The organism is Desulfosediminicola flagellatus, assembly GCF_005116655.2.
Lineage (GTDB): Bacteria > Desulfobacterota > Desulfobulbia > Desulfobulbales > Desulfocapsaceae > Desulfopila > Desulfopila flagellata.
In genome coordinates, this window is record NZ_CP050698.1 from 2,352,187 (window position 1) to 2,376,370 (window position 24,184).

At 42.3% G+C, this 24,184-nt stretch carries 17 protein-coding genes; 7 read left to right on the forward strand and 10 right to left on the reverse strand.

Annotation, left to right across the window (positions count from 1 at the left end; all coding sequences use genetic code 11):
- Positions 1-137 precede the first annotated feature (137 nt).
- A complete protein-coding gene (locus FCL46_RS09765) occupies positions 138-2,135 on the forward strand; it encodes an ATP-binding response regulator (RefSeq protein ID WP_136806290.1) in 1,998 nt (665 codons plus the stop codon).
- Positions 2,136-2,203: 68 nt separating this feature from the next.
- On the opposite strand, the gene FCL46_RS28440 is transcribed toward FCL46_RS09765, so the two are convergent.
- Both FCL46_RS28440 and hrpA read right to left on the reverse strand, forming a co-directional pair.
- Positions 2,204-2,332 carry a hypothetical protein gene (locus FCL46_RS28440; RefSeq protein ID WP_267313735.1) on the reverse strand — a complete coding sequence of 43 codons (129 nt, stop codon included), beginning with the start codon at positions 2,330-2,332 and terminating at the stop codon, positions 2,204-2,206.
- 64 nt (positions 2,333-2,396) lie between these two features.
- Positions 2,397-6,152: an ATP-dependent RNA helicase HrpA gene (gene hrpA, locus FCL46_RS09770; RefSeq protein ID WP_136806291.1), complete on the reverse strand. Its 3,756-nt coding sequence runs from the start codon at positions 6,150-6,152 to the stop codon at positions 2,397-2,399.
- A 437-nt stretch (positions 6,153-6,589) separates the two neighbouring features.
- Between hrpA and priA the strand changes: the two genes are divergently transcribed.
- Positions 6,590-9,118: a replication restart helicase PriA gene (priA, locus tag FCL46_RS09775; protein ID WP_136806292.1), complete on the forward strand. Its 2,529-nt coding sequence runs from the start codon at positions 6,590-6,592 to the stop codon at positions 9,116-9,118.
- Positions 9,119-9,343: 225 nt separating this feature from the next.
- On the opposite strand, the gene FCL46_RS09780 is transcribed toward priA, so the two are convergent.
- Both FCL46_RS09780 and FCL46_RS09785 read right to left on the reverse strand, forming a co-directional pair.
- Entirely contained in the window at positions 9,344-10,894 is a 1,551-nt protein-coding gene (locus FCL46_RS09780; protein ID WP_136806293.1) for a sensor domain-containing diguanylate cyclase, read from the reverse strand.
- A 103-nt stretch (positions 10,895-10,997) separates the two neighbouring features.
- Positions 10,998-12,047 (reverse strand): KamA family radical SAM protein, encoded by a 1,050-nt coding sequence (locus FCL46_RS09785; protein WP_136806294.1) that lies wholly within the window; start codon positions 12,045-12,047, stop codon positions 10,998-11,000.
- A gap of 72 nt (positions 12,048-12,119) precedes the next feature.
- On the opposite strand from FCL46_RS09785, the gene maeA reads away from it, so the two are divergent.
- Positions 12,120-13,853, forward strand: coding sequence for an oxaloacetate-decarboxylating malate dehydrogenase (gene maeA, locus FCL46_RS09790; RefSeq protein ID WP_136806295.1), 1,734 nt, complete (start codon positions 12,120-12,122; stop codon positions 13,851-13,853).
- Positions 13,854-14,006: 153 nt separating this feature from the next.
- Here the strand turns inward: maeA and FCL46_RS09795 are convergent, their stop codons facing one another.
- Positions 14,007-14,207, reverse strand: coding sequence for a cold-shock protein (locus tag FCL46_RS09795; RefSeq protein ID WP_136806296.1), 201 nt, complete (start codon positions 14,205-14,207; stop codon positions 14,007-14,009).
- Between the two features lie 532 nt (positions 14,208-14,739).
- On the opposite strand from FCL46_RS09795, the gene FCL46_RS09800 reads away from it, so the two are divergent.
- From FCL46_RS09800 to FCL46_RS09815, 4 genes are read left to right on the forward strand one after another with little or no spacing between them, the layout of a single operon-like run.
- On the forward strand, positions 14,740-15,597 hold the full coding sequence (locus FCL46_RS09800) for an alpha/beta fold hydrolase (protein ID WP_228723374.1): 858 nt from the start codon (positions 14,740-14,742) through the stop codon (positions 15,595-15,597).
- Positions 15,598-15,612: 15 nt separating this feature from the next.
- Complete coding sequence (locus FCL46_RS09805) at positions 15,613-17,247, forward strand: fatty acid CoA ligase family protein (RefSeq protein ID WP_136806297.1); 1,635 nt, start codon at positions 15,613-15,615, stop codon at positions 17,245-17,247.
- On the forward strand, positions 17,247-18,254 hold the full coding sequence (locus tag FCL46_RS09810) for an NAD-dependent epimerase/dehydratase family protein (protein ID WP_136806298.1): 1,008 nt from the start codon (positions 17,247-17,249) through the stop codon (positions 18,252-18,254). The genes FCL46_RS09805 and FCL46_RS09810 overlap by 1 nt, the downstream gene beginning before the upstream one ends.
- Complete coding sequence (locus FCL46_RS09815) at positions 18,235-19,647, forward strand: beta-barrel assembly-enhancing protease (RefSeq protein ID WP_167505798.1); 1,413 nt, start codon at positions 18,235-18,237, stop codon at positions 19,645-19,647. Before FCL46_RS09810 ends, FCL46_RS09815 begins: the two co-directional genes overlap by 20 nt.
- A 19-nt stretch (positions 19,648-19,666) precedes the next feature.
- Here the strand turns inward: FCL46_RS09815 and FCL46_RS09820 are convergent, their stop codons facing one another.
- The 5 genes from FCL46_RS09820 to tolR are packed head-to-tail and all read right to left on the reverse strand — an operon-like array spanning position 19,667 to position 24,177.
- Positions 19,667-20,398, reverse strand: a complete 732-nt coding sequence (locus tag FCL46_RS09820) for a TlyA family RNA methyltransferase (protein WP_275942857.1) — start codon at positions 20,396-20,398, stop codon at positions 19,667-19,669.
- Positions 20,399-20,425: 27 nt separating this feature from the next.
- Complete coding sequence (locus FCL46_RS09825; RefSeq protein ID WP_167505799.1) at positions 20,426-21,514, reverse strand: tetratricopeptide repeat protein; 1,089 nt, start codon at positions 21,512-21,514, stop codon at positions 20,426-20,428.
- Between the two features lie 34 nt (positions 21,515-21,548).
- Positions 21,549-22,838, reverse strand: a complete 1,290-nt coding sequence (locus FCL46_RS09830; RefSeq protein ID WP_136806301.1) for a PD40 domain-containing protein — start codon at positions 22,836-22,838, stop codon at positions 21,549-21,551.
- A gap of 20 nt (positions 22,839-22,858) precedes the next feature.
- Positions 22,859-23,731, reverse strand: a complete 873-nt coding sequence (locus FCL46_RS09835) for an energy transducer TonB (RefSeq protein ID WP_136806302.1) — start codon at positions 23,729-23,731, stop codon at positions 22,859-22,861.
- 35 nt (positions 23,732-23,766) lie between these two features.
- Positions 23,767-24,177, reverse strand: a complete 411-nt coding sequence (gene tolR / locus FCL46_RS09840; protein ID WP_136806303.1) for a protein TolR — start codon at positions 24,175-24,177, stop codon at positions 23,767-23,769.
- Positions 24,178-24,184: the final 7 nt, after the last annotated feature.

The window sequence follows — 24,184 nt, forward strand, 5'->3', positions numbered from 1 at the left end:
AGGGGGAAATGCCTATTGGCGTTCTGGATGTAATGGTTAATCGTGGGATGCTCATGTATTATTCATTAAATGCGCAATAATGGGCAGCTGCTTATCCTGAATTACTGATGTATTCCCGTGAGGCATAAGGACTATTGATGGCGATCAAGGCACTCGTTGTAGATAACAACCCGGTTCTCTTACGAGCAGTCTCAGCAATTCTTGAAAAAGAGGGTTGCGAGGTTCAAACCGCTGTAAACGGCCTTGACGCCCTTGATGTATTAAAAAAGAATAGTCCGGATATTGTTTTCACCGATCTTGTAATGCCTTTGGTTGGCGGGGAACAGCTCTGCAAAATCATTCGAAGCAGTGAAGATCTCAAGCACGTATTTCTGGTTGTTATCTCCGGTATCCTGCTGGAAGATTTTGAGAATATCCTTGCGGATAAATATTATGATCTCTGTATAGCCAAAGGGAATCTTCAAGAGTTAAAGCATCATATACAGGATGCTCTCGTAAGATTTGAAACACAATCACTCTCTCAGGAGAATCTCCATATCGGTAGAACTATCACTAAGATACCATATGGTCTGAAACCATCTGCAGTTGCCAGTGAACTCCTCTCAGAAAAACGGCATTTAAACCGAATTCTTGATAACCTGGACGAAGGAATTGTTGAACTCAATAAAGACGGAGTCATTGTGTCTTTAAACGGGTCCGCTCAGCGAATTCTAGGTGTAAATGATGAGGATGTGATTGGTTCATCCTTTAATGATTTCGGGTGGGGGGAGCATAAACCAGCAATAGCCGACTGGCTGCAGCAAGATATAACTGAAGGGGAGAACGCCTCCCTGGATATTCAGGAAAACTTACCCCTCAGATTCGGTGGTCGAATTGTCACGATGTCATGTATACCTGTTCAGGATGGGAGTGTTGTCTTCAGGTTATGTATTTTGCGTGACATAACACGACAGTTTTCTGCAGAAGAAAAAGAGCGGGAACTCGATAGTGCCCTGAAGCTCATAACCAAGATGGATGCCATGAGCTGTATGGCAGGAGGAATCGTACACGATTTTAATAACCTGCTTACCGTAATTTGCGGTAACCTTGACATGATTTCTCACACTCATGCCAATTCGAAAATCGATGATTGGCTAAAGTTACTTGAGTATGCTCGTACTGCATCATATATGGCTGTTGATTTAACACGGAAAATATCAAATTTTTCACCATTTGGCATTGTAAGTAGAAAAAAACAGATTCTGGAAAACATTGTTGAGGATGCCGTCTCAAATTTCGTGGTTAAAACATCGAGTAATTGTGTGCTTGAGCTTAGTGATGAACAGTCTATTGTGAGCGTTGATGATGAGCAGATATCTGCGGCATTAGGAAATATTCTGCAAAACTCATATGAAGCAAATATCAATGGTTCGATCCATGTTTCCACACAAAAAGTCGCATTTACCTCACCATCCCTTATTGCTGGCCAATATGTTCCAGTAGGCGAATATGCGTGTGTAACCATTAAAGACAATGGTTGTGGTATAGATCGCGAACTACTTTTACGAATCTTTGATCCATATTTTTCAACCAAAAGCAGAGGTTCAATAAAGGGCGTGGGCCTTGGTCTTACAGTGGTTTACGCTACTATGAGAAATCATGGCGGATATGTGGTGGTTCAGTCTGAATTGCAGCGTGGAACCTCGGTTTCCTGTTACCTGCCGCATTTTGGTTATGTCAATCGTGATGGTGACTTCGGAGAAGGAGAGAAGGAAACAATCCTTAATGTTGTGGTTATCGATAAGGATCCTCAGGTTACAGAGGTTGTACGAATAATGCTTGAGTACTTAGGGCATAAGACAACGGTAGTCAGTACCGTGAAAGAAGCATTGGAAAGGGTAAGAAAAGACAGTCCTATTTCTGCCGGGAAGGTTCAGGTCGTGCTTATTGACCCAACCAGTGAGTCTACTATTAAACATGAAGAAATATGTGAGCTTTTCCATAGTGTAGATAAAGAACTCAAAATTGTTATAACCGGAGGGTCTGTGCTGGACCCGGTTATGCAGGATTTCAAACGATACAAATACGCTAATGCACTTCCTAAACCTTTCACTATGGACAGCCTTAAGCACGTACTGAATTCAGTGACACATTGATTGAAAAATGAAAATGCATTGAGCATGTATCTTTAGCTCTCTTCGTCGGGATCCGGCAGGATTTTGTTTCACCTCTTATTCTTGTACATCAGCATAAAACCGGTAACAAAAAGCACCAGGCCGATAACTGGCCGGTTTTGATGCATCAGTATCAGGGCCGCCATGCAAAGAAGTATTCCTGATGTGGTTTTACTCATTATTTATGCCATGATATTGTGCTGACTTTTGCAATTATAGTATTGGGTTAGCTAATGCCGTTGCTCAAAAGCTGTTTAATACCAGTTGCCGCTGTTGAGATATTTTTTTTGAAGAAACTGCAACCCGGGTCTTGATCTCAGGTGAAAATACAGATATGCGAAATTCACCAATCATCTGCGCATAAATTTTTAACTGATCAAGAGCTTCGGGATTCAGGTCATTAATTTTTGACTGAAGGTGTTGCAAGTTATCAATATGAGGTTTGATAAGTTTGGCCTTTTCTTTATCTTTAGCTGGGTTTGAATAAAAACGTTCGATTCGTATTGCCAGACTTTGCAGTTGCCTCATTGTGAAATCGATATCTGTGATTGTGTTATTTTCATAATAATCGGCAGGGACAATTGAACCTAACAAATTAGAAAAGTCATCTGTTTTATCTTTAGTGAAAATGAGTCGACGTGAATCAAGTCTAATAAAGTGGTTGAGTTTTTCGTTTACTTCTCTGCGCTTTTTAAGAATAGATACTGCCTCTTCAACAATTCTCCGACCTTCTTTGTAAAATCCCTGGTGCTTTACTCGATTGATTTCAGATGTAAAAACAGGTTCTGAAGGGATTGTGCCATCTATTGAGGGGAAGAGTGTCCTGTAGACAAAGCCGATGACCATATCGATACCATGTTTTTTTCCTATACCTGAGTCAACAAGAAACAAGGCTGAAGGTCCAGACAGCATTGACGTGCAATATTTTTTCAAATTCTTATGACCATCAGCAAAATTGAGCCGATAGAGATACTCCAGCCCTGAAAGGTTGTGCTGCCTGGCGGTTTTCATATCTCTGGCAAAGGCTATTGAAACTCCACCTTTTTCAGGTTTGGCGAGCAGATGTGGGAATAAATAGCCAGCAATGTCTTTTTGCGGGGTATAAAGGGGAAAACGTTCGGGCAAATCCGTAAACGCCCAATCTCTGGTGATCAACGATTCCCATTCAGAGAGAGTATTCTGCTGATCCTTGTCGACATTTGCTTCACGCGCATTTTTAGAGATTGATCCTTCAACTTCACTGAGTAATTTTGGAAGGTCGCGGCCGGTAACCACCTCTTTCCCGTTCAAATCGAAGAGAACAAATCGTGTCTGTAAATGATCGGGCAGGTTTATTGGCCAGTCGGATCGCTGGATGGAAATCCTGAACATCTTATGGATAGCTGACTCAATGGCGGTATACAAGGAGCCTTTATACATCTGGATGTCATCAAGAATCATATCAACAGACTGATTAACAGGTACAAGGTGTTTTCGTAAAGATTTTGGGAGTCCTTTTATAAGTAGCTGAATCTTTTCTTTAATAAGGCCTGGGACAAGCCACTCAAAAGAAGTATGCGGTAGAGCCGGTGCAAGAGAGACAGGTATTCGTACTGACATACCATCGGTTTCCGATCCTGGTGAAAAATCGTACTCGAGTTGAAGCTCTACTGAACCAATATTGAGAGAAGAGGGGAAGTCAGCAAGAAGGTTCTCATCCGGTCGTTGTTTGACGATATCGTCGTCTGTCATGAGCAGGGCTCTATGACCTTTCTTCTTAAGGTACTTATTCAGGCTTGAGCGATCGCATACATCTTCTGGAAGGCGTTCAGAATAAAAGGCAAAGAGTGACGCGTCATCCTGAAGTATTGCGGTGGTGCGCAATTTGTCTTCAGCTTTTCGCCACTTTTCAATGCGTTTCTGATTCTCGGATAGAAAGACATAGTTCCCGCTAATCTCTTTATCTACTAATGCGGACTGAATAAATATTTCCCGTGCTTCCGGGATATTTCGGGCACTTCGTTTAGGGAAGTTGACCAGTCGGCCTGTGACAATAACTAAACCAAAGAGTGATACCTTTTCTTCAGCAATTACCTGACCCGACTTTTTATTCCAACGTGGGTTGGACCATGAACGTTTTACCAGGTGAGGCGCAAGGGGTTCAAGCCAGTCAGGTTCAATTGTTGCGACTGTAAGGCCGTATAGCCTGTTTGTTTCAAGAAACGAGGCGGCAATGATCCATTGACCGCCGGTAAGGAACTGGTGTGATCCTGGGAAGATCATGAGCTCTCTGTTCCCTGCCCCCTGATATATCTTTGCTTGTTTTTTGACAGCAATATTTCTTAAAAAACCTGTAGTAAGCGATCTGTGAATCTGCTCATAAGAAGCTGGCTCCGTATTATCAGTGAAATTTTCCTGACGTTCAAGAATACGGCTCAATTGTTCATGGAGATCAACCCATTCACGCATTCGCTGGAATGAGAGATAATGTGCTTTGCAGAACTTTTTCAGTTTTGACCAAGAACGATTTTCTCCCTGATCTTCCTGGAAAGAATTCCAGATATTTAAAAGAGTCATGAAGTCAGAATGTTTGTGTGCAAACAGTTTGTGAGCTGCATCAGCGTCAGCTTCCTTTTCAGCTGGGCGAATGCGTGGGTCCTGTATTGCAAGAACAGCAGCGATAATTTTGGTTTCTACAAGGCTGTTTTCACTTTTTGCTTCAAGCAGAATTCGAGATATACATGGGTCAATTGGCAGGCTTGACATAAACCTGCCTGTCTCGGTGAGCGTGTTATTAGGGGATATTGCTCCAAGCTCCTGCAGCAACTTGTACCCATCACGTATGGTGTTTCTGTGGGGAGGCTCAAGAAAGGGGAAATCATCGGGGCGGCCGAGTTTGAGTGATATCATCTGAAGGATTACTTCAGCGAGATTGGCACGTTTTATCTCCGGCAGCGTGAATTCTTCCCGATCATTATAGTCTTCATCAGAATATAATCTCACGCAGATTCCTGGCCCTACACGTCCGCATCTACCTTTTCGCTGGTCACAACTAGCCTTGGAAATACGCTGAATAGGTAGGCTGGTAGTCTTAGCACGGGCGTTATAGAATGACATCCTTGCTAAACCACTATCCACAACATAACGAATACCCGGAACTGTGATGGAGGTTTCAGCGACATTAGTGGATATGACAATTTTAGTGGAGGAATGCTTTTGAAAAATCTTTCGTTGATCAGCAGAATGTAAACGTCCGAACATTGGCAGGACTACGGCTCCTGTTGCTTTTTTAGCAACAAGCGCACAACAGGCCCTGATCTCCTTTTCTGTTGGGAGAAAGGCTAATATATCTCCGGGTTGTTCGTTTTTGAATATATTTACAATGGTGTCGGCGCAGTGTTCGACATAATTGTAATCATCTGAACTGTCATCTTCTTCAGGTGGGCAATATCGTACAGTGACTGGATATGTCCTGCCTGTAACGTTAATTACCGGCGCATTGTCAAAATGTTTTGAAAATGCCTCAGTATCAATTGTTGCAGATGTAACGATTAACTTTAAATCAGGACGTTTAGGCAGAATTTTTTTGAGATAACCAAGCAGAAAATCGATGTTGAGGCTACGTTCATGGGCTTCATCAAGAATGATAACTCCATATTGCTTCAGCAGTTGATCATTTCGTGATTCTGCGAGGAGCACACCGTCTGTCATGAACTTGATTCTGGTGTTTTTGGTGGTATGATCGTGAAAGCGTATTTTATACCCGACTATATCCCCTAAATTTTCCATTTCTTCACTCACTCGTGAAGAAACCGAAGATGCAGCAATTCTGCGGGGCTGGGTACAACCGATAAGAGATGTGTTCTCTGGGAATAATTCCAGGCAAATCTTAGGAATCTGGGTGGTTTTACCTGATCCTGTATCACCCGCAACAATTACTACCTGATGCTTAGATATAGCTTCACTTATCTCGTCTTTTCGAGCAACTACTGGAAGGTCGTTTGGGAAGTTGATATTCATTAATAGATAGCTGGAGAAAAGGAATTATGGTAATGCACACAGGGAGTGCTGAGTCGGAAGTTCATACCACATGTTTATATAATCTGTTACCAAAAATAAAGGGTGTCTTGAAAAATTGATTTTCCTCCAGTTGTAATGCGTTGAGAAAACCGCATGAGTTTGCTCAGGCCCGACAACTAGCTGGTTTTTGGTTGGAACGATTTATAATTATCCTGTGTTCAGGTGGTTACGTCATGTTTTAGGTGTATTTCCAGCGGGCAATTCTCCTCTTATAGTACCTTTGAGGAAACACATAGAAAAGTGCCCACGTTGTTACTATCTTAAAGCGCTTATACGTTAATACATGTACCTCTAATCTCAATATGTTTGAATGATATGTTGAACGGGTTTGATAGATCAGCTGTTCAACTTGCTATTGTGGAGTTCGCTGCAAATATATGATGTTGTTAAAAATAGCCGTTAATGCACCTCTTGATAATACTCTGACTTATAGCGTACCGGAATCATTACTCACTGATGCTGAAAAGCATGATCTGCATTTGCTTGTAGGTAGAAGGGTACTGGTTCCTCTGGGCGGCCGAAAGGTGACCGGATACGTCCTGGGTGAGGCTGAAACAGCAAATATTGATTTCAAAATCCGTAATATTCAAAAGATAATAGACACTCAACCTATCTTCTTTCCCCAGATAATCCCACTTTTTGAGTGGATTGCCGCATACTATCATTATCCGATTGGGGAAGTCATCAAATCCGCCTTGCCTGGTGGTATGACACCCAAAAGCGTTAAATTTCTACAATTGACCGGGCAGGCTGGCAAAAACTATCAAATTTTAGAGACTTTTAAAGACGATGGTTGGGCTGTTACTCTGCGTGAGTCAGGGAGACTCTCCCCTACGCTCTCCAAAGAACTGTTATCAGATTCGAGAACAAAAAAGTACGTTAAGCAACTTGTGGACAGTGGTTTGCTGGAAATAGCTGAGGCTGTAACTGATGATACTGTACGGGAGAAACTTGAAATATGCTACCGAAGCACGGTGGATTTGCCTGATCTTCCTGAAGAACGTTCAGAAAAAGATATGTATACCTGCTATCAGAAGCATGTGAAAGATCTACATCAGTTTGCTTTAAAGCTGTCTGAAGCTAAGACATTACATTACCTCAATAGTTTGAAGGGGAGCAGTGATAATTCTTTCATCCCCCGAAAGGAACTAACAGCCGCGTATTCAGGAGCGTCAAAAGCGATTGGCACGCTCATTGATAATGGTTTTATTTTAGAGAAAAAAAACAGGGTGTTTAGAAACCCCTTAGGGGAGCAGCTTGAATTTTTCCCTCCGCCCAAAACTCTGACTGAAGAACAGGACGAAGCATTAAAAGAGATTAACGTTGCAATTCAAAAGGAAATATTTGCACCGTTTTTGCTTCATGGTGTTACTGGTAGTGGTAAGACTGAAGTGTATCTTAATGCGGCTGCAAAGACACTTGAAAGAGGGCGTGGTGTCCTCGTTATTGTTCCTGAGATTGCACTGGCGACCCAGCTTGAGGCCCATTTCGTTTCTCGATTTGGTGACCAGGTAGTGTTGTTACACTCAGGCTTGTCAGCATCCGAGAAGTTTGATCAATGGTCATTGGCGTTATCCGGTAAGGCGAAAATTGTAATTGGTGCCCGGTCAGCGATATTTGCTCCACTTGAAAATCCAGGCCTTATTGTCGTTGATGAAGAGCATGATGCAGGGCTGAAACAGGATGACAGCCTCAGGTATAATGGCCGTGATGTAGCAGTTGTCAGAGCAAAATATCAAAAGGCTGTTCTATTGCTTGGTTCTGCTACACCCTCAGTCGTGAGTTATCATAATGCGATAACAGGTAAGTATAGATTGATCACCATGAACAATCGTGTTGGTCAACGAGCTATGCCTAAGGTTCGCATTATTGATCTGAAAAAAAATACTACGGGTAAAAAACGGCATCTCTTCAGTCCTGAGCTGAAAAAAGCCCTTCTGGATAATCTGGAAAGAGAGAAGCAGAGCGTCATACTCATTAATAGACGCGGGTTTTCAACCAATGTTATTTGTGGTGAGTGTGGTACACCTGTGCAATGTAAAGATTGTCATGTATCGCTGACGCTGCATAAATCGAAACAGCAATTACTCTGTCATTATTGCGGATATGCGGTTCATCACAAGACTGTTTGCGAAAGCTGCCATTCGACCAATATGGTACCAATTGGATTTGGTACAGAACGGGTTGAAGAAGAGCTGCAGAAACTTTTGCCGGAAGCACGTATTGCCCGACTTGATTTAGATACCACAAGGAACCGTAAAGAATTTCTACACACTTTAAAGTTGATGAGAGATGGTGGTATTGATGTTCTGGTCGGAACTCAGATGGTCGCCAAAGGGCACCATTTTCCAGGAGTTACCCTTGTTGGTGTCGTCTGGGCTGATGGAGGTCTGTCTATTCCTGATTATCGAGCGGCGGAAAAAACCTTTCAACTTGTGACGCAGGTGACGGGGCGGGCGGGAAGAGGAGACTCTCCAGGAGAAGTATTCATTCAAACAATGCGGCCGGATCATTATGCCATTCAGTTTGCAAAAGCTCACAGCTACGGTGATCTTGTAGAAAAAGAGTTAGAGCTACGTAGAAACCCGTTGTTCCCCCCTTTTGTTCGTGTCGTCATGGTACATGTTCGTGGAGAATCTGAAGATAATGTGCAACTGAGCGCGATGCGTATAGCTGCTGCGTGCAGGTCGATAACTGAAACGAGAAAGAACGAGATAGAGATACTCGGACCAGCCCCTTCTCCGATAGATCGGGTTAAAAAGAATTATCGCTGGCAAATACTATTAAAAGGTCCCGCTCCGGATGTACTGCATTCAGTCTGTGGCTATATACGCATGCATAAGGATGAACTTGTAACAGGACGATGCAAAGTTATCGTAGATGTCGATCCTGAGAATATGCTCTAGTGCTCTGTAAACCTTTACCTATCGGATCTTGTTGGCCCTTTTAGCACACTGACTTCGTTTCTCATTCAGTCACATATCGCTGCTATGCTCCTTCATTCGTGCCTCGCAGTGCACTAAAATTGCCGAACAATCTTTGCGACATTTAAAGATTTACAGAGCACTAGCCTACAATAAGATATACAAGGTCCAGCTGTAAGGCCGCAACAGGCATATGGAACTACCGGCCTAAAAAGAAAACCATTTCTTTTTAGGCGAATATGAAACTACTGCATTTCTTCCTTTGTCTTTTGCAGCATATAGAGCCTGGTCGGCGTTACTGATTAGCTTGGATTTTGAAAAATCATCTTCGATACCAGGCATGCACGTTGCCAGTCCAAAGCTTGCAGTTACAGAATACTTTTCCTCATTATCTTCAAATGTTGCCTCTTCTATAATAAGTCTGAGTTTTTCTGATGCGAGAATGGCTGCTTCTTCATTGGTATCAGGTAAGATTATAGCAAACTCTTCACCGCCGTAACGGGAAAGTGTATCGTAATTCCTCAGATTTTCTTTTATAACCGTGGCGAACTGGGTAAGTACGTAATCCCCTGTTTGATGTCCATGGGTATCATTGAAATTTTTAAAATTATCAATATCGATAAGTACTAGAGATAATACGGAATCGTTTCGTGTTGCTCTGCTTATTTCCTGATCAAGTGTATTTTGGAAATATCTGTGATTATAGACTCCTGTCAGGCCGTCTATATTTGCAAGATTATCAAGAACACGATTTTTCTCTTCTAATTCTGTAGTTAGCTTTTCCAGAGATATTTTTGCCTGTACAAGCTGTTTGTTCATTTGGTCATAATCGAGGTTCATAAGGCTGAGGCGTATATTTGCTTCTTGAAGTATCTCCTGGACGGACTTGGAGTTTTTCATTTTGAGTTCAAAATATTCACCGGCCAGATCGAGTTGTACATGTAGCTCTGAGAGTATAGATTCTATGTCTGTACTGGTGAGTTTAAGGAGTTGTTTGGATTCTGTTCTAAATAGTTTGTGGTATTTCTCAGGCTCATCAGAATAGAGAATATTGGTTAAAAGATCAGAAAGATAAACAGCATTGATTGTCTGTATGATTTTAGGATCATCGCCTGTGTAGACTTCAGGAGCATGGTGGTACAGGAGAGGGAGTAGCAGTGTATCTGGGAAACCCCAATGTTTTGCTACCTCATAGCCTATATTGGCATGATCAATCCCTAGTAATTCATTTTCGACAGAGATATTATCAGCGTGACCACTTTCTATTTTTTCGATGACCTTGTCATATTTGTCTGAAAAAATTCGTGCAAAAATAAGTTCCCCAAGATTTTGGAGAAGACCGCAGACAAAAATTTCCTCAGTATCTGCTTCATTAACTTTATCCAGGATGAGTTTAGAGGCAACAGCAGATGCCAGGGAACGTTCCCAGAATTTCTCAAAATTAAATGAACTTTTCTGTTTCCCCTTTTTCATGGTGAGAAACGAAAATGAAAGCACAAGGCTACGAACGGCATTAGTGCCGAGAAGTGAAACAGCCTGTTTAATCGATCCTATCTGTTGGGGGAAACTGTAAAATGCTGAGTTGGAAACTTTAAGAATTTTAGCAGAGAGGGCGATGTCCTGAGATACAAGGGCTGCTATATCTGTCAGAGTGGTATCTTCTCTGGCAGTAAGTGTGATCAGTTTAGATGCAACGTTTGGCAACGTTGGAAGTTCTTCAGAATTGAGAATGGCTTGCAGAATTTCCTTTTTTTCCATAACGATACGACCTTAAGAAGTTTAGAGGGCAGGGGAGATTAACAACAGATATACGCTGATTATAGCGTTAATAATGTTAGAGAATCAAGCTGTCCTTGAAAAATCACTGATGATTGCATGGTTCCGGGTAGGTACATACTTCGCCCCGAAAATTATGAAATTTTAAAGATGCACCCTGCTCGATGATATATTGAGGAGTGAGAGGTATTTTACCTTTACCACCGGGAGCATCCAGAGCAAGAGTCGGAATTGCCATGCCTGAGATATGTCCATAGAGCTGTCGCATTATTTCTATACCGACAGAACTGTTCGTTCTTAGATGATTTGTGCCCTTGGTCAAGTCAGCTTGAAAAAGATAATAGGGTTTTACTCGCAGACGTAGTAGGCCGGTAAAAAGCTTTTTGAGTACTTCTGCTGAGTCATTGACTCCTTTTAGCAAAACAGTCTGACAGCCGAGAGGAATACCTGCGTCAGCGAGCATTGCACATGCTTTTGCTGCTTCTTCTGTGAGTTCTGTTGGGTGATTAAAATGGGTATTTATATATAAAGGATGATGTTGTTTAAGTATATTGACCAGCTTTGGAGTTATTCTCATTGGCAGGGTCGAAGGGACTCTGCTACCGATCCTGATTATTTCTACACTTGGTATTTTCCTGAGTTGTGAGAGGATATCGCCCAGGGCTTCATCACTAAGCAGCAGTGGGTCACCACCCGATATCAACACCTCCCTGACTTCAGGTGTGTTCTGCAAATAGGTGTATGCTGCATTCAAAGAATCGGAAGATATGTGCATCTTCGATGTGCCAACTTTACGTTTTCTCGTGCAAAATCTACAGTACATTGCACACTGTTTTTCCACAAGCAGTAGGGCACGATCCGGATATTTATGAACCAGGTTTGGAACGGCACTGAGCTGCTCTTCTCCAAGCGGGTCTATATGACAAATTTGGTCGTGAATTTCCGCCGGGTCTGGTACAGCCTGCAACCAGATAGGATCGCCTGGCTTCTTAATAAGATTCAGGAAGTACGGATTGATTTTGAGAGGATATTGAGCAATTACATCACAAATTGCTGAATTATCGCAACCAAGGTGTTTCTTCAAATCGTCATAAGTGGTAATACTGTCTTGCAGTAAGTTTTGCCATGTTTTCATGGCGGGCATTATGGATGAAAGCTGTTGTATTGTCAATGTGTCTATTTGATATCTGAGGAGCCTCCGAAAACCATGTCTAAAATTCAATATAAATTTAAGTATGACGAGTATGGAAATACTCGTGAAATTATAGTTTACGGAAGCGGATCTGCGGTTAGTTCAATCAGCTTTGTCAACAAAGGCACTGCATTTAATAAGGCAGAAAGGATCAAGCTTGGCTTGCAGGGGTCGTTGCCGCCCGGTATACGAAGTCTTGAAGAGCAGGTGGAAAATACGCAGCGAATTGTTGATGCTAAAATAGACGATATCGAACGTTTCATTTTTATTCGAGCGCTATTTGATCGCAATGTGACACTCGCCCATGCACTTATCAGGAGTGACCTGGAAAAGTATATGGGTATAGTTTATACGCCGACAATTGATCTGGCCGTTCAAAAATTTTCTTCTCTTTATCGCCAGGCAAGCGGTCTGCATTTTTATCCTGATAATATAGATATGGCTGAAGACATTTTACGGCGATATTTGCATAGAGATATTCGCGTTGCTGTGGTTACAGATAATCAGGGCATTCCCGGAATGGGAGATCAGGGGGCTGGAGGCATAGCACTTTGTCTTGGTAAGCTCATGCTGTATTCACAAGGGGCCGGGATTGCCCCTTGGCATTGTCTCCCTATTTCGCTTGATGTCGGTACTGACAATGAAGAACTGCTTAATGATAAAAGCTATTTAGGGTGGAGAAGCAAGCGTCTGAAAGGAGAGGAGTATCTCTCTTTTATTGGAAGATTCGTACGTGCATTTCGAAACGTTTTTCCTGATGCCTTATGTCAATGGGAAAATCTTTCCGACCATAATGCGATCAGCATCCGTGACGCATTTGCAGATGAAATTATCACATTTAACGATAATATTCAGGGAACAGGTGCCGTTGCTTTATCTGCGATCCTTTCGGCGATACGCGCTAAAAATGAAAAACTGACTGACCAGAAGTTTCTTATTATGGGAGCTAACACCACAGGGGTCGGTGTTTGTGAACAACTGGAAATTGCACTGCAGGAAGAGGGATGTGATAAACAACAGGCTCGGAATCTCATATTTCTAGCAGATGAAAACGGTATTATTACAACCACGCGTCCAAAAGAATATTACCTGAAGAAGTTTGCAAAGGATCCCAAAATATTTAAATGGTTATCAGAAGAAGGGATATCACTGAGTGACGCGGTGGAAAAAAGTGGTGCTACGGTCTTTTTGAATACTTCAGCAGGTGATCGTTGTCTTGAGAAGGGGCATGTAGTGTCTATGCTCCAAAATACCGCAAAGCCAGTTGTTTTACCGCTATATAGCCAGCCAGAGGCTTCCAGGCAATGTGTCGAAAATGTGATCAAATGGTCTGAAGGGAAGGCTTTGATAGCATGTGGATTTCCTTTCAATAATTTAGAGTACGACGGGAAAAAATATAATGTAAGTCAGGGGAATAATATACTGATTTTTCCTGGTGTTGCCCTTGGCGTTCTGGCTTCGGGTGCAAGAGAAATTCTACCAGAATTTTTTACAGCCGCAGCTCGGGCTGTTTGTCGTCTGGTGCCGCGTGATGACATTGATAATGGTCTGCTTTTGCCGGCTGTTGCGGATCTTGATAAAGTTTGTAAAGCAGTTGCTTTGGCTGTTGCAATGTGTGCTGTAGAGCATGGAATCAGCAGGCCATGTGTGTTTTCAAGTTTTCAACACGAAGGTGAGGAAGCGAGAATGCGCGAGTTGATAAACCGAATGCGTTGGGAACCGAACTATCTTCCAATAGTTCCTATGTAGTAAAAGAAAACCTCATCGCAATTACCAGCTTCCGAGGTTACAGCCTACACAAACTTTGAAAATATAAAAAACGTTTCGTAAAATAATGATAGATACAAAAAAGGCCCTGCTTAAAAGCAGAGCCTTTTTTGTGGTGGGTATCTCAAAAAGTTATCAAACTTTTTCTACGTTATCTGCAGCAGGTCCTTTGGGGCCGTCGATAATTTCAAAGCTGACACGAGATCCCTCTTCAAGGGATTTGAAGCCTTCGGATCTTATTGCGGAGTAATGAACAAACACATCTGGTCCACCGTCTTGCTCGATAAAACCAAAACCTTTCGCATCATTAAACCATTTTACTGTACCTTCTGCCATTGTCACTACTCCTTTTGTACTCAGGCCCCTCTGGGAACCATATGATAATTTCCCAGCAATTTATGCTGGCTAACTCTTTGTTGTGACTAATGACTACAGTAGTCTACCGATTGGTATTTACGTTGAACCATTAGGTGTTGCTGCCAGAAAATGATTCCCAAATCACAACAATAATAGCCGTTTAGCATATAAAAAATATTAACGCAACAGTTTTGTCGTGATTCATGGTCTTTTTCTTGGCGTGTTAGGCGGAATGGCATGTATGTTTGTTTTGTAATTGTATTTACATACACTTTATTAAAAGTTCAGATTTTTTTAATGGAGTATCAGGTAATGTTGTTCAACGTGTTTTAGTGGTATGTAATATTTCTGGTGGTATGATGATAGTGTTGTGGTCGGATTGTGCATTTTTTCAAAAGAGTTGACACCCTTTCCACCCTTCGTTAATTATGTCAGCCAATCAATTTCGTGTGGGTCTTGACTGTATGTTGCCCTCATAATCTATTAGCCTATTATCTTGAGTGTGATTCCCGTGTATCCTGAATTCCCGTTTACGTCTCATTATTTGCAACTTGGTAACGATCGCCTACATTATATAGACGAGGGAAGCGGACCTGTCATTGTTATGGTTCATGGGAATCCAACATGGTCATATTACTATAGAAATATAATAAAATTACTCAGTAAAGATCACCGTGTAATTGCAATTGATCATATGGGTTGCGGGCTTTCAGATAAGCCCCAGCAGTATAATTATACCCTGGGACAGCATGTAGAAAACCTTGAAAAACTGTTGAATTCACTCAGTATCCACAGTTTTTCCCTTGTTGTGCATGATTGGGGTGGAGCCATCGGCATGGGGGTTGCCACAAAGTACCCTGAAAGAATAGAAAAAATCGTTGTCCTTAATACAGCAGCGTTTAGATCAAAAAGAATACCTTTTAGAATATCGATCTGTAAATATCCGATAATTGGTCCATTTATAGTCAGAGCTTTCAACGGTTTTGCCTGGCCTGCCACGTTTATGGCAGTGACAAAACCTATGCCTAAAAAGATATGTGAAGCATATCTTGCACCATATGACTCATGGAAGAATCGTGTCGCTGTCGCTGCTTTTGTTAAGGATATACCTTTAGAAAAACATCATGTAAGCTATTCGACTCTTGAAAAAATCGACAATGGATTGTCTACGCTCAAAGATGCAGGTGTCCCAATGCTCATTATTTGGGGTGGTAAAGATTTTTGCTTCAATACAATTTTCTATGATGAATGGAGAAAACGATTTCCTGAAGCTGAGTGTCATATGTTCCCAGATGCTGGTCATTATATATTAGAGGACTGCAGGGATGAGGTAGAGCCACTACTTTCAAGATTCTTTCGGACCAAATGAGATGAGGTTAATAGGATGGTTAAAAATATAGCCGAAGCTTTCAACGACATTGCAGCGGTTCACGCAAACCGCATGGCTATAGCTGAGGCGAAAACCGGGAATCATGTCAGTTTCAGCGAGCTGAGTAGCTTGACCGACGGTTACGCCCATCTTTTACATAAACACGGGGTCAAACACGGAGATCGGGTAATGTTGATGGTGACCCCTTCTGTCGATTTTATCAGCCTCACATTTGCTCTGTTTAAAATTGGGGTGACAATAATCCTGATTGATCCGGGGATGGGGTATAAAAACCTATTGAAGTGTATTGAGGGAGTGCGACCATCAGTTTTTATCGGGATCCCCAAAGCGTGTCTCTTCAGTAAAATTTTTCGGACTCCGTTTAAAACAGTAAAAAAACATTTCTGTTGTGGTCAGTCATTTGGTCTTTTCGGATCTGATATAAAAAAACAGGCCCGAGTAATGTCAGGTTATGGCACATTTCCTGTTTATTCACCTTCAGATGACGATCTTGCTGCAATAATCTTTACAACAGGTTCCACAGGCCCACCTAAAGGTGTACGTTACGAACATTCTATATTTGCTGCCCAGCTTGATCGTATACGTGATTATTACGGAATAGATTCCAATCACACAGATCAACCTGCATTTCCATTATTTGCTCTTTTTGCAGCAGCGCTTGGTGCAAGTTCAGTAATACCTGATATGGATCCAACTCGCCCGGCCAAGGTCGATCCCGAGAAATTTGTCTCATCAATTAAAAAGTATGGTGTTACGTATTCCTTTGGTTCTCCTGCAATCTGGAATGTCGTAAGCAGGTATTGCATCCAGAATTCCATCAAGCTGGAAACCATACAAAAAATTTTGATGGCTGGAGCGCCAGTACCAGGAGAACTGCTAGAGCGTGTTTCTGCAATAATTCCCGAATCTGCTCAGATATTCACCCCTTATGGTGCCACTGAAAGCCTGCCGATTGTCTCGATAGAAGGGAGAGAGGTGCTGGGTGAGACCTGGGAGAAGAGTCGTATAGGTAAAGGCACGTGTGTCGGAAGACCTTTACCTGGCATTGAACTCGCTGTTATGACAATATGTGATAAGCCTGTACGTCAATTTGACTCGGATTTACTACTTCCTCCTGAAGAGATAGGGGAAATAATCGTTAAAGGTGATGTAGTGACCAAGGCGTACGAAAACAATGATTCAGAAAACGAGAAAGCCAAAATTATTGATCGGGATACATTCTGGCATCGAATGGGTGACACGGGATACCTCGATAAATCCGGCAGATTATGGTTTTGCGGAAGAAAGGCCCATAGGGTCATAACTGAGAATGGTACGTTGTACACCATTCAGTGTGAATCCATTGTTAACGAGCATACTGACGTGTACAGATCCGCGCTGGTAGGCGTTACGGTAAGTGGGAGTGACTTTAAAAAACCCGTGCTCATCGTTGAACCGGTTAAAGAGTATGCTGGGGCAGTAGATACGCTTATTGCTGAAGTATCCAGGCTTGCTGGTGCGAGTGAGGTCACTCAAGAGATTACAACCTTTTTAGTTCATAATGATTTTCCTGTTGATATTCGGCATAATGCTAAGATATTCAGGGAAAAACTTGCAGTTTGGGCTGAAGAGGAATTACAGGTTAGCTGATGAAAAAAGTTCTGGTTACAGGTGGTGGGGGATTTGTCGGGAAGGCAATTGTTAAAATGATTGTCGCAAGAGGGGACGAGGTACTGGTTGTAGGACGTCATAGATATAATGAAGTTGAAACACTTGGTGCCAGGTGTGTGGTTGGGGATATTCGCGATGGTGATTTCCTTATAAACGCAACAAAAGGTGTAGATGCCGTTTTCCACGTAGCTGCACTTGCTGGAATATGGGGCAGTTGGTCTGATTATCATTCTATCAATGTAATTGGTACTGAAAACGTTATTACAGCCTGTTTAAAAAATGCTGTACCATCTCTTATTTACACGTCAACTCCTTCCGTCGTATTTAACAGAACTGACATCCTTAGTGGTGATGAGTCACTACCATATCCGGATACGTTTTTATGCAACTACGCAAAAAGTAAAGTCATTGCAGAAACGAAGGTGCTTGCAGCAAATAATCATTCCTTAAGCACCTGCGCTCTGCGGCCACATCTCATATGGGGTCCTGGTGATCCTCATTTAATCCCCCGTCTCCTGAAAAAAGGCCTAAATGGAGAGTTGAAAAGAGTTGGTGGCGGGATTAATCGTGTTGATATATCGTATGTGGACAATGTTGGGCATGCTCATCTATTGGCTGAAGAAAATCTGGCTACCAGTAAGAGTGCTGCAGGCAAAGCATACTTTGTAAGCCAGGGTGAGCCTGTGAATCTCTGGGATTGGATAAATGATCTTTTTCAACAGGTTGGGATAAAACCGGTTATAAAAAATGTTCCTTTTGGTGTTGCATACTCTGCAGGTGCTCTACTTGAACTGGTTCATTCTTTATGTATGAAAGACAAGGAACCTCGTATGACCCGGTTTCTTGCTGAGCAACTTGCAAAATCACACTATTTTTCCACAGAAGCAATTGAAAGAGACCTGGGGTATACGCCAATTGTGTCGACCGCAGATGGAATGGTTAAACTGGTCAGCTGGATTAAGGAAAATGAAGATACGCTTCTCTAAATTATTATCAGTTGTTCTAATAATACTGTTTGTAGGCTTACCATGTTCGCGTCCTTCTTTTGCTTTTTCAATCGGTGAAGAACGTGAACTTGGAGAAAAGCTCCTCTACTCTGTACGCTCGACCTTTCCGTTGCTGGAGGATCCAGACCTTGTCCAGTATATCAACAAGCTAGGTGATGAGGTGCTGGCCGTTGCTGGATTGCAATATTTTAATTATCATTTTTTCCTTATAAAGGATGATGAATTTAATGCCTTTGCCGCGCCATCTGGACTGATTTTCTTCTACTCCGGCCTTATTAACTCGATGAACAGTGAAGATGAGCTGGTATCTGTTCTTGCCCATGAGATCGGTCATGTGGCAAAACGTCATCTTGCAGGTCGAGTGGAAAAGGGAAAAATTATTGGAGCAGCCTCCCTTGCAGTAGCCCTTGCGGCTCTGGCTTTAGGCGGGGGCGCCGCAACTCAGGCTCTGCTCACGAGTTCACTAGCTGCCGGACAGAGTGCAAACCTGCATTATAGCCGAAAGCACGAGGAAGAAGCCGATTTAATGGCATACGGCTGGTTAAAAACACTCAAGCGCGATCCTCATGGTCAGAAAACAATGCTTGAGACCATGCGTCGCGTAAGTCGTTATAGAAGTGACAGGTTACCACAATATCTCCTGACTCATCCAAACCCAGAATTCAGGCTCGATTATATAGATACACTTCTTAAGATTGACGAAAATGAACTGACAACACACACGATAAGAGATGAGTTCGAATTCCTGCGTTTTAAGTATCGGATAATGGCTGAGACAATGGATGCAACGGTATTTCGGGAGCATCTCATTAGTGTGTTAAGTGATTCGCGTACAACAGCTTTTTCTAAAATAATGGCGAAATATGGATTGTCTCAGCTGGAGAGACATGCAAACAATTATTCAAGTGGCCAAAAGCTGATTGAAGAGGTTGTCGAAGCTCTGCCTGATAAGAATCTTTTACTAACAGATCAGGGAATACTTCACTTTGAAGCAGGGGAGTATGTTGATGCACGGATACTGTTAGAGAAGGGGTACAATCAAAATGTTTCAGATATGTATTCGGCATTTTATCTTGGGAAAACGTATAAGGCCCTCGGAGATCTGAAGAAAGCTGAAAATCTTTTTAAGTCTGTATCCTACCAAATGCCTGAATATTCAAAAGTATATTTTGAACTTGGTAGCATTGCATCACAGCAAAATCAGGAAATGCTTTCCTCGCTCAATTTAGGAAAATTTTATTTGTACGAAGGTAAAATCAAACTTGCGAAGTTTAGTCTGAATAATGTTGTTAAGGGAAAAACTACAACAGAAAACATGAAGATAGAAGCAGAGCGATTTCTTGAAACTATTGAAAAGCTAGAGGAAAAGTAGCGAGATAAGAAGGGGGGGACTAGCTTGACAGGTGGATGAGAAATTCGGTATTTCCTTTAGGGCCGCGAATCGGAGATTCAACTACACCGTGAGATGTGAGATTGATTTTGTCTGCAAATTCCAGGATTAGATCTATTGCCTCCTGGTGAAGTTCTGAATCACGAACTACACCACCCTTTCCGATCTTATATTTAGGAAGCTCGAACTGGGGTTTAATAAGCGCAACGATCTGCAAGGTATCATTAAAGAGCGGTAACAGAAAAGGAATTATTTTTGTAATTGATATAAATGAAGTGTCCATAACAGCGAGATCAATCGGTTGCTTAAGAACTTCAGGTGTTAGTTTTCTGGCATTAAAACGTTCAATAACAACAACACGTTCATCCTGACGTATTTTCCAATCGAGTTGGCCATAAGCCACATCCACAGCAAACACCTTTGCAGCGCCATTTTGTAGGAGGCAGTCTGTAAACCCACCTGAAGATGCACCTACGTCAAGGCAGCACATATCCGTAGCATTAATATTGAAGTATTCCAATCCGCGTTCAAGCTTTAAGCCACCGCGTGATACATATCGGCATTTTTCCTTGACCCGGATTGGAGCGTCAGCAGGGAAAGGTTGGCCAGCTTTATCGGCAGGTGTATCGTTTACATATACTTCTCCGGCGCCGATGACAGCCTGAGCTTTGCTCAGGCTATCACAGAAATTTCGCTGAACAAGAAGCTGGTCGAGACGGATTTTCTTCATCATTAATCGGTGTTGCGCTACTTAGAATCCCTACATGTTACCAAGTTTTTCTTTTGCCTTTGCTGCTTCAGGTGAAGATCCGTAGTGATTGAGGATTTTCTTGTATATCATCCGTGCTGTTTCGTTATCAGCAAGCTGCTCAAAAGCCATTGCCTGTCTGTATGTTGCGGATGCGGCTTTGGCGTGTGTACCATTCTGTGAGATAATCTTCTGGTACTGCAAAATCGCCTTGTCATACTCTTTCTGTTCAAACAGGCATTCACCCATCATATAACCAGCTGAAATGCCGACATCGCCGGTAGGGTTTGTTGTGGCTATAGACTCAAAAGCGGAATATGCATTCCTGTAATCTTTATTATTAAATAATTGTTCCGCTTTGGCCAATGGTGATTGGCTGCTGCTCGCTGTTGGTGCTGGAGCTGGTTTGCTATCAGCAGACGTGGTCTGTTGAATTTGTGTTTGGGGTTCTGCCTTAACCGATTTTGCAGTTACAGGAACAACTGTAGCAGGAGTGTTTGCTGAAGTTGTGGCGAAAACCTGTTTGAAATTCTCAGCAGATATATGGATTATACCTCTACTTGATGTGCCAACAGATTTGCTTGCAGCAAGTGCTTTCGCTCGTGCAGCATCAGCCTTCAGGCGTGCATCCTGGGCTCTTCGTTCAGCATCGCGTACCCGTGCCTGCTGGATAGCCTGAAGGCTTTCCTGCTGAGCTTTCAGTTTGGCATTAAGCTCAGCTATGCGCTCTTCCTTTAGGCGTTGCTCGTCCTGAATTTTAAGAAGTGCTTCTTCTCGGCGTGCAGCTTCTTCTTTAGCTACAACACTGATATTTGTTTCCAACTCTTTGTTCTGTTCTTTTAGCCTGCGATTGAGATGGTTTGTCTCTTCGAGCTGGCCTTTTAGATTGAGGATTTCACGATCGAGTTGGTCGAGTTGGTTAGAAGAAGCAGCTTGTCTTTTCTGGATATCACCTACAGTGGTTGACTTCATATCCTCAAGCTTTTTGTTAACTACGTGCAGCTGATATTGTAGTCTTTGCACCTCATCTTGTGAAGCACATTGGATGAGAAGCGGTGAAAGAGCTGATACTATGAAGATATTGCGTAATGTTTTTTTCATCTGCATAAATGCCGGATAGTATTTTTATTGTAGATTAACGAGACCATTGGGGATATGTGTGACTCCCCGGAAACGCAAAGAGTCGTCTCTGGAATGAACCGTTCCTCATGATAGCGTATATTTGGTGCTTTTTCCCGTCTCTTTTTGAAAAGATAACCTGATTTCCATCAGGTGACCACTGCGGTGATTCGTGATGGCTTAAATCGTCAGTGACGGGAGTTGGAGTTGAACGCCCTTCGGGTTTAACTGTAAAAATCTGATATACGCCTTCACGAAGGCTGGAGTAAACAATCAGATCTTCTGTGGGTGACCAGGAAGGCTCAGCATTTTCAGAGCCCTCATAAGTGATTCTGTCTGTTTTACGGGTGCGAAGGTCCATCACATATAACTGAGGTTTGCCGCTTCGGTCTGAGCAAAAAACTATTCTACTACCATCAGGTGACCAGGTAGGAGAAACATTAATACCTGATCGATCAGTGAGTTGCTCTATAATATTTCCTTGATTATCAAGTAAAAACAGATCTGGATTACCGTTTACTGAAAGGGTGAGAATCATCTTCTTACCATCAGGTGCCCACGCTGGGGCAAAGTTCATACCTTTCCTACGTGATAGTGCTTTCGTTACTTTGCTCTGATTGAGATCAGTAATATACAGGTTCGGGTTCCCGGAATGGTAAGACGTGTAGGTAAGCGATTTGGCATCAGGTGTAAAACGAGGAGAGACTATAAGGTTACGGTGCCTGGTGACCTGTCTGATACTCTTGCCGAGTATGTCAGTAAGGTACACCTCTTTTGCATTTCCACTATGAGAAACAAAGGCAATTTGACTGGATGCAATACCACTTTTACCAGTTAATTCCTTTATGGTATCGTCGCAGAAGTTAAATAGCATTCGATCTCTTTGCTGCATGGTTCCTTTATATGATTTTCCAAGGATTACCTCATTACCTGCAACATCGAACAAACGGAGTTCATATTTTAAACTGTCCGAGGTGATCGAGTATTGACCTAGCACAACATAGTCGGCAGCCAGTTTGCGCCAATCAACTTGCTGTGCACCACCATATTCGCTGGTCGGAATAATTTCAATTACACCATGAAATTTTAAAGCTTTTGCAAGGGTATCGGCAGCATCGCTGCCAAATTTCTGTCTTTCACCGGAGAGATTCTTGTTAAGCATCCAGGGCACAGCAAATCGGATTTTTCTCGCCTTATCAGCTTCTATATCTAAATAAATACGTTTCGAATGACTAACAGTTGGATGACCAACTGTTAGAACTAACAGTAATACCTGAAGCGACCAGAAAAATGATTTTAATCTCATATGTAGTATCCTGATAGGTGTTATCGACTTCTTGAGTGAATTCCACCTGGTGTGAAATTGAGGCCCAGTTCAATATTACGGGCTTTCATTGCAGGTGGGAAAGCTGGTAATTGACCAGCATTGCGTAAAGCTTTGGTTACTTCATTATCAAATCGTATGTCACCAGATTTTCTTTCAAAAAAGATATTCGCAATTGTGCCGTCATTGTTAACGGTGATTACAAGTGTGGATTTAAGGTCAGCTGACCACGATCTATATTCAGGTAAACTCCAGAATGATGTAAGTAACGCTTTGATCTGTAGTGAGTATTGAGTTTCAATAGCTGAGAGTTTATCTGAATTTCCGGAAATCCTTGGACGTGAAACAGTTGCCGCAGGCGTATTGACAGAGGATTTTACTTGAGCCAAACGGCGTTGAGCTGCTTCTGCTAATCTTTTTTCAATATTTGCTTCTTCTGTCAAAATTCGTGCTTCTTCAGCTGCAAGCTGTTCAGCCCGGATCATTTCAGCAAGCTTTTGTCTGCGGACCTGGTCAAGATCCTGTTGCGGTTTTTCTGGTGTTACGATCTCCTTTTTCACTTTACGCTTTGATGGCTTAAGGCTAATCGCTTTTGCAGGGGCGGCCGGGACGACAGGGACGGCCGGTTGAGAAGGAGCAATCGAGACCGCATCTTCAGAAACACTCTCTTTGGGCTGTTGAACTGCAGGCGCTTGCTCAACAACAGGAGGGGTAGACATTGGTGTATCTGATAAGTTCACCAGGTTAACGGTATAAATATCCTCAAATCTGGGTTTGGAATCGAGTAGACCTGGTAAGTAGATGGTGGCTAACGCTATAATCACATGGAATGTGATAGCGATATTGAGTGGTAATTTCCACTCTTGTGAAGACATATATGTCACCCGGTATTCTTGAAACACAGGAACCGTTATTCTTTATCAATAGGTTGAGTAATCATGCCGAGCTTGTCGAAACCGGCAGCTTTAACATCCGCCATAGCAGTTACAACGATCCCGTATGGAACATTTTTATCTGCTTTGAGATAGATTGCTTCTTTTTTAATTTCTTCAGGAAATTTATCAAGATGCTGAAATAAGTTGTCCACTGCTATTTTGTTGAGAGTTATTTGTCCCTCTTTATCAATGGTGATAACCTGTGGATCTTCATTCTGTCGTAACGACTTTGTTGTTGTTTCAGGAAGATCTACATCTAATCCCTGAGTCATCATTGGTGCAGTCACCATGAATATGATCAGCAGAACCAGCATTACATCCACAAGGGGTGTAACATTGATTTCTGATACAAGACGTTTTCTATTGTTTGTGCGTGTAGGTCCCATGTCAGCT

Coding starts and splice junctions, on each gene's coding strand:
- FCL46_RS09815 (WP_167505798.1), top strand. CDS start 18,235: ATGAAGATACGCTTCTCTAAATTATTATCAGTTGTTCTAATAATACTG.
- tolR (WP_136806303.1), bottom strand. CDS start 24,177: ATGGGACCTACACGCACAAACAATAGAAAACGTCTTGTATCAGAAATC.
- FCL46_RS09810 (WP_136806298.1), top strand. CDS start 17,247: ATGAAAAAAGTTCTGGTTACAGGTGGTGGGGGATTTGTCGGGAAGGCA.
- FCL46_RS09820 (WP_275942857.1), bottom strand. CDS start 20,398: ATGATGAAGAAAATCCGTCTCGACCAGCTTCTTGTTCAGCGAAATTTC.
- FCL46_RS09785 (WP_136806294.1), bottom strand. CDS start 12,047: ATGAAAACATGGCAAAACTTACTGCAAGACAGTATTACCACTTATGAC.
- FCL46_RS09780 (WP_136806293.1), bottom strand. CDS start 10,894: ATGGAAAAAAAGGAAATTCTGCAAGCCATTCTCAATTCTGAAGAACTT.
- FCL46_RS09765 (WP_136806290.1), top strand. CDS start 138: ATGGCGATCAAGGCACTCGTTGTAGATAACAACCCGGTTCTCTTACGA.
- FCL46_RS09830 (WP_136806301.1), bottom strand. CDS start 22,838: ATGAGATTAAAATCATTTTTCTGGTCGCTTCAGGTATTACTGTTAGTT.
- maeA (WP_136806295.1), top strand. CDS start 12,120: ATGTCTAAAATTCAATATAAATTTAAGTATGACGAGTATGGAAATACT.
- FCL46_RS09805 (WP_136806297.1), top strand. CDS start 15,613: ATGGTTAAAAATATAGCCGAAGCTTTCAACGACATTGCAGCGGTTCAC.
- FCL46_RS28440 (WP_267313735.1), bottom strand. CDS start 2,332: ATGAGTAAAACCACATCAGGAATACTTCTTTGCATGGCGGCCCTGATA.
- priA (WP_136806292.1), top strand. CDS start 6,590: ATGATGTTGTTAAAAATAGCCGTTAATGCACCTCTTGATAATACTCTG.
- FCL46_RS09795 (WP_136806296.1), bottom strand. CDS start 14,207: ATGGCAGAAGGTACAGTAAAATGGTTTAATGATGCGAAAGGTTTTGGT.
- FCL46_RS09835 (WP_136806302.1), bottom strand. CDS start 23,731: ATGTCTTCACAAGAGTGGAAATTACCACTCAATATCGCTATCACATTC.
- FCL46_RS09825 (WP_167505799.1), bottom strand. CDS start 21,514: ATGAAAAAAACATTACGCAATATCTTCATAGTATCAGCTCTTTCACCG.
- hrpA (WP_136806291.1), bottom strand. CDS start 6,152: ATGAATATCAACTTCCCAAACGACCTTCCAGTAGTTGCTCGAAAAGAC.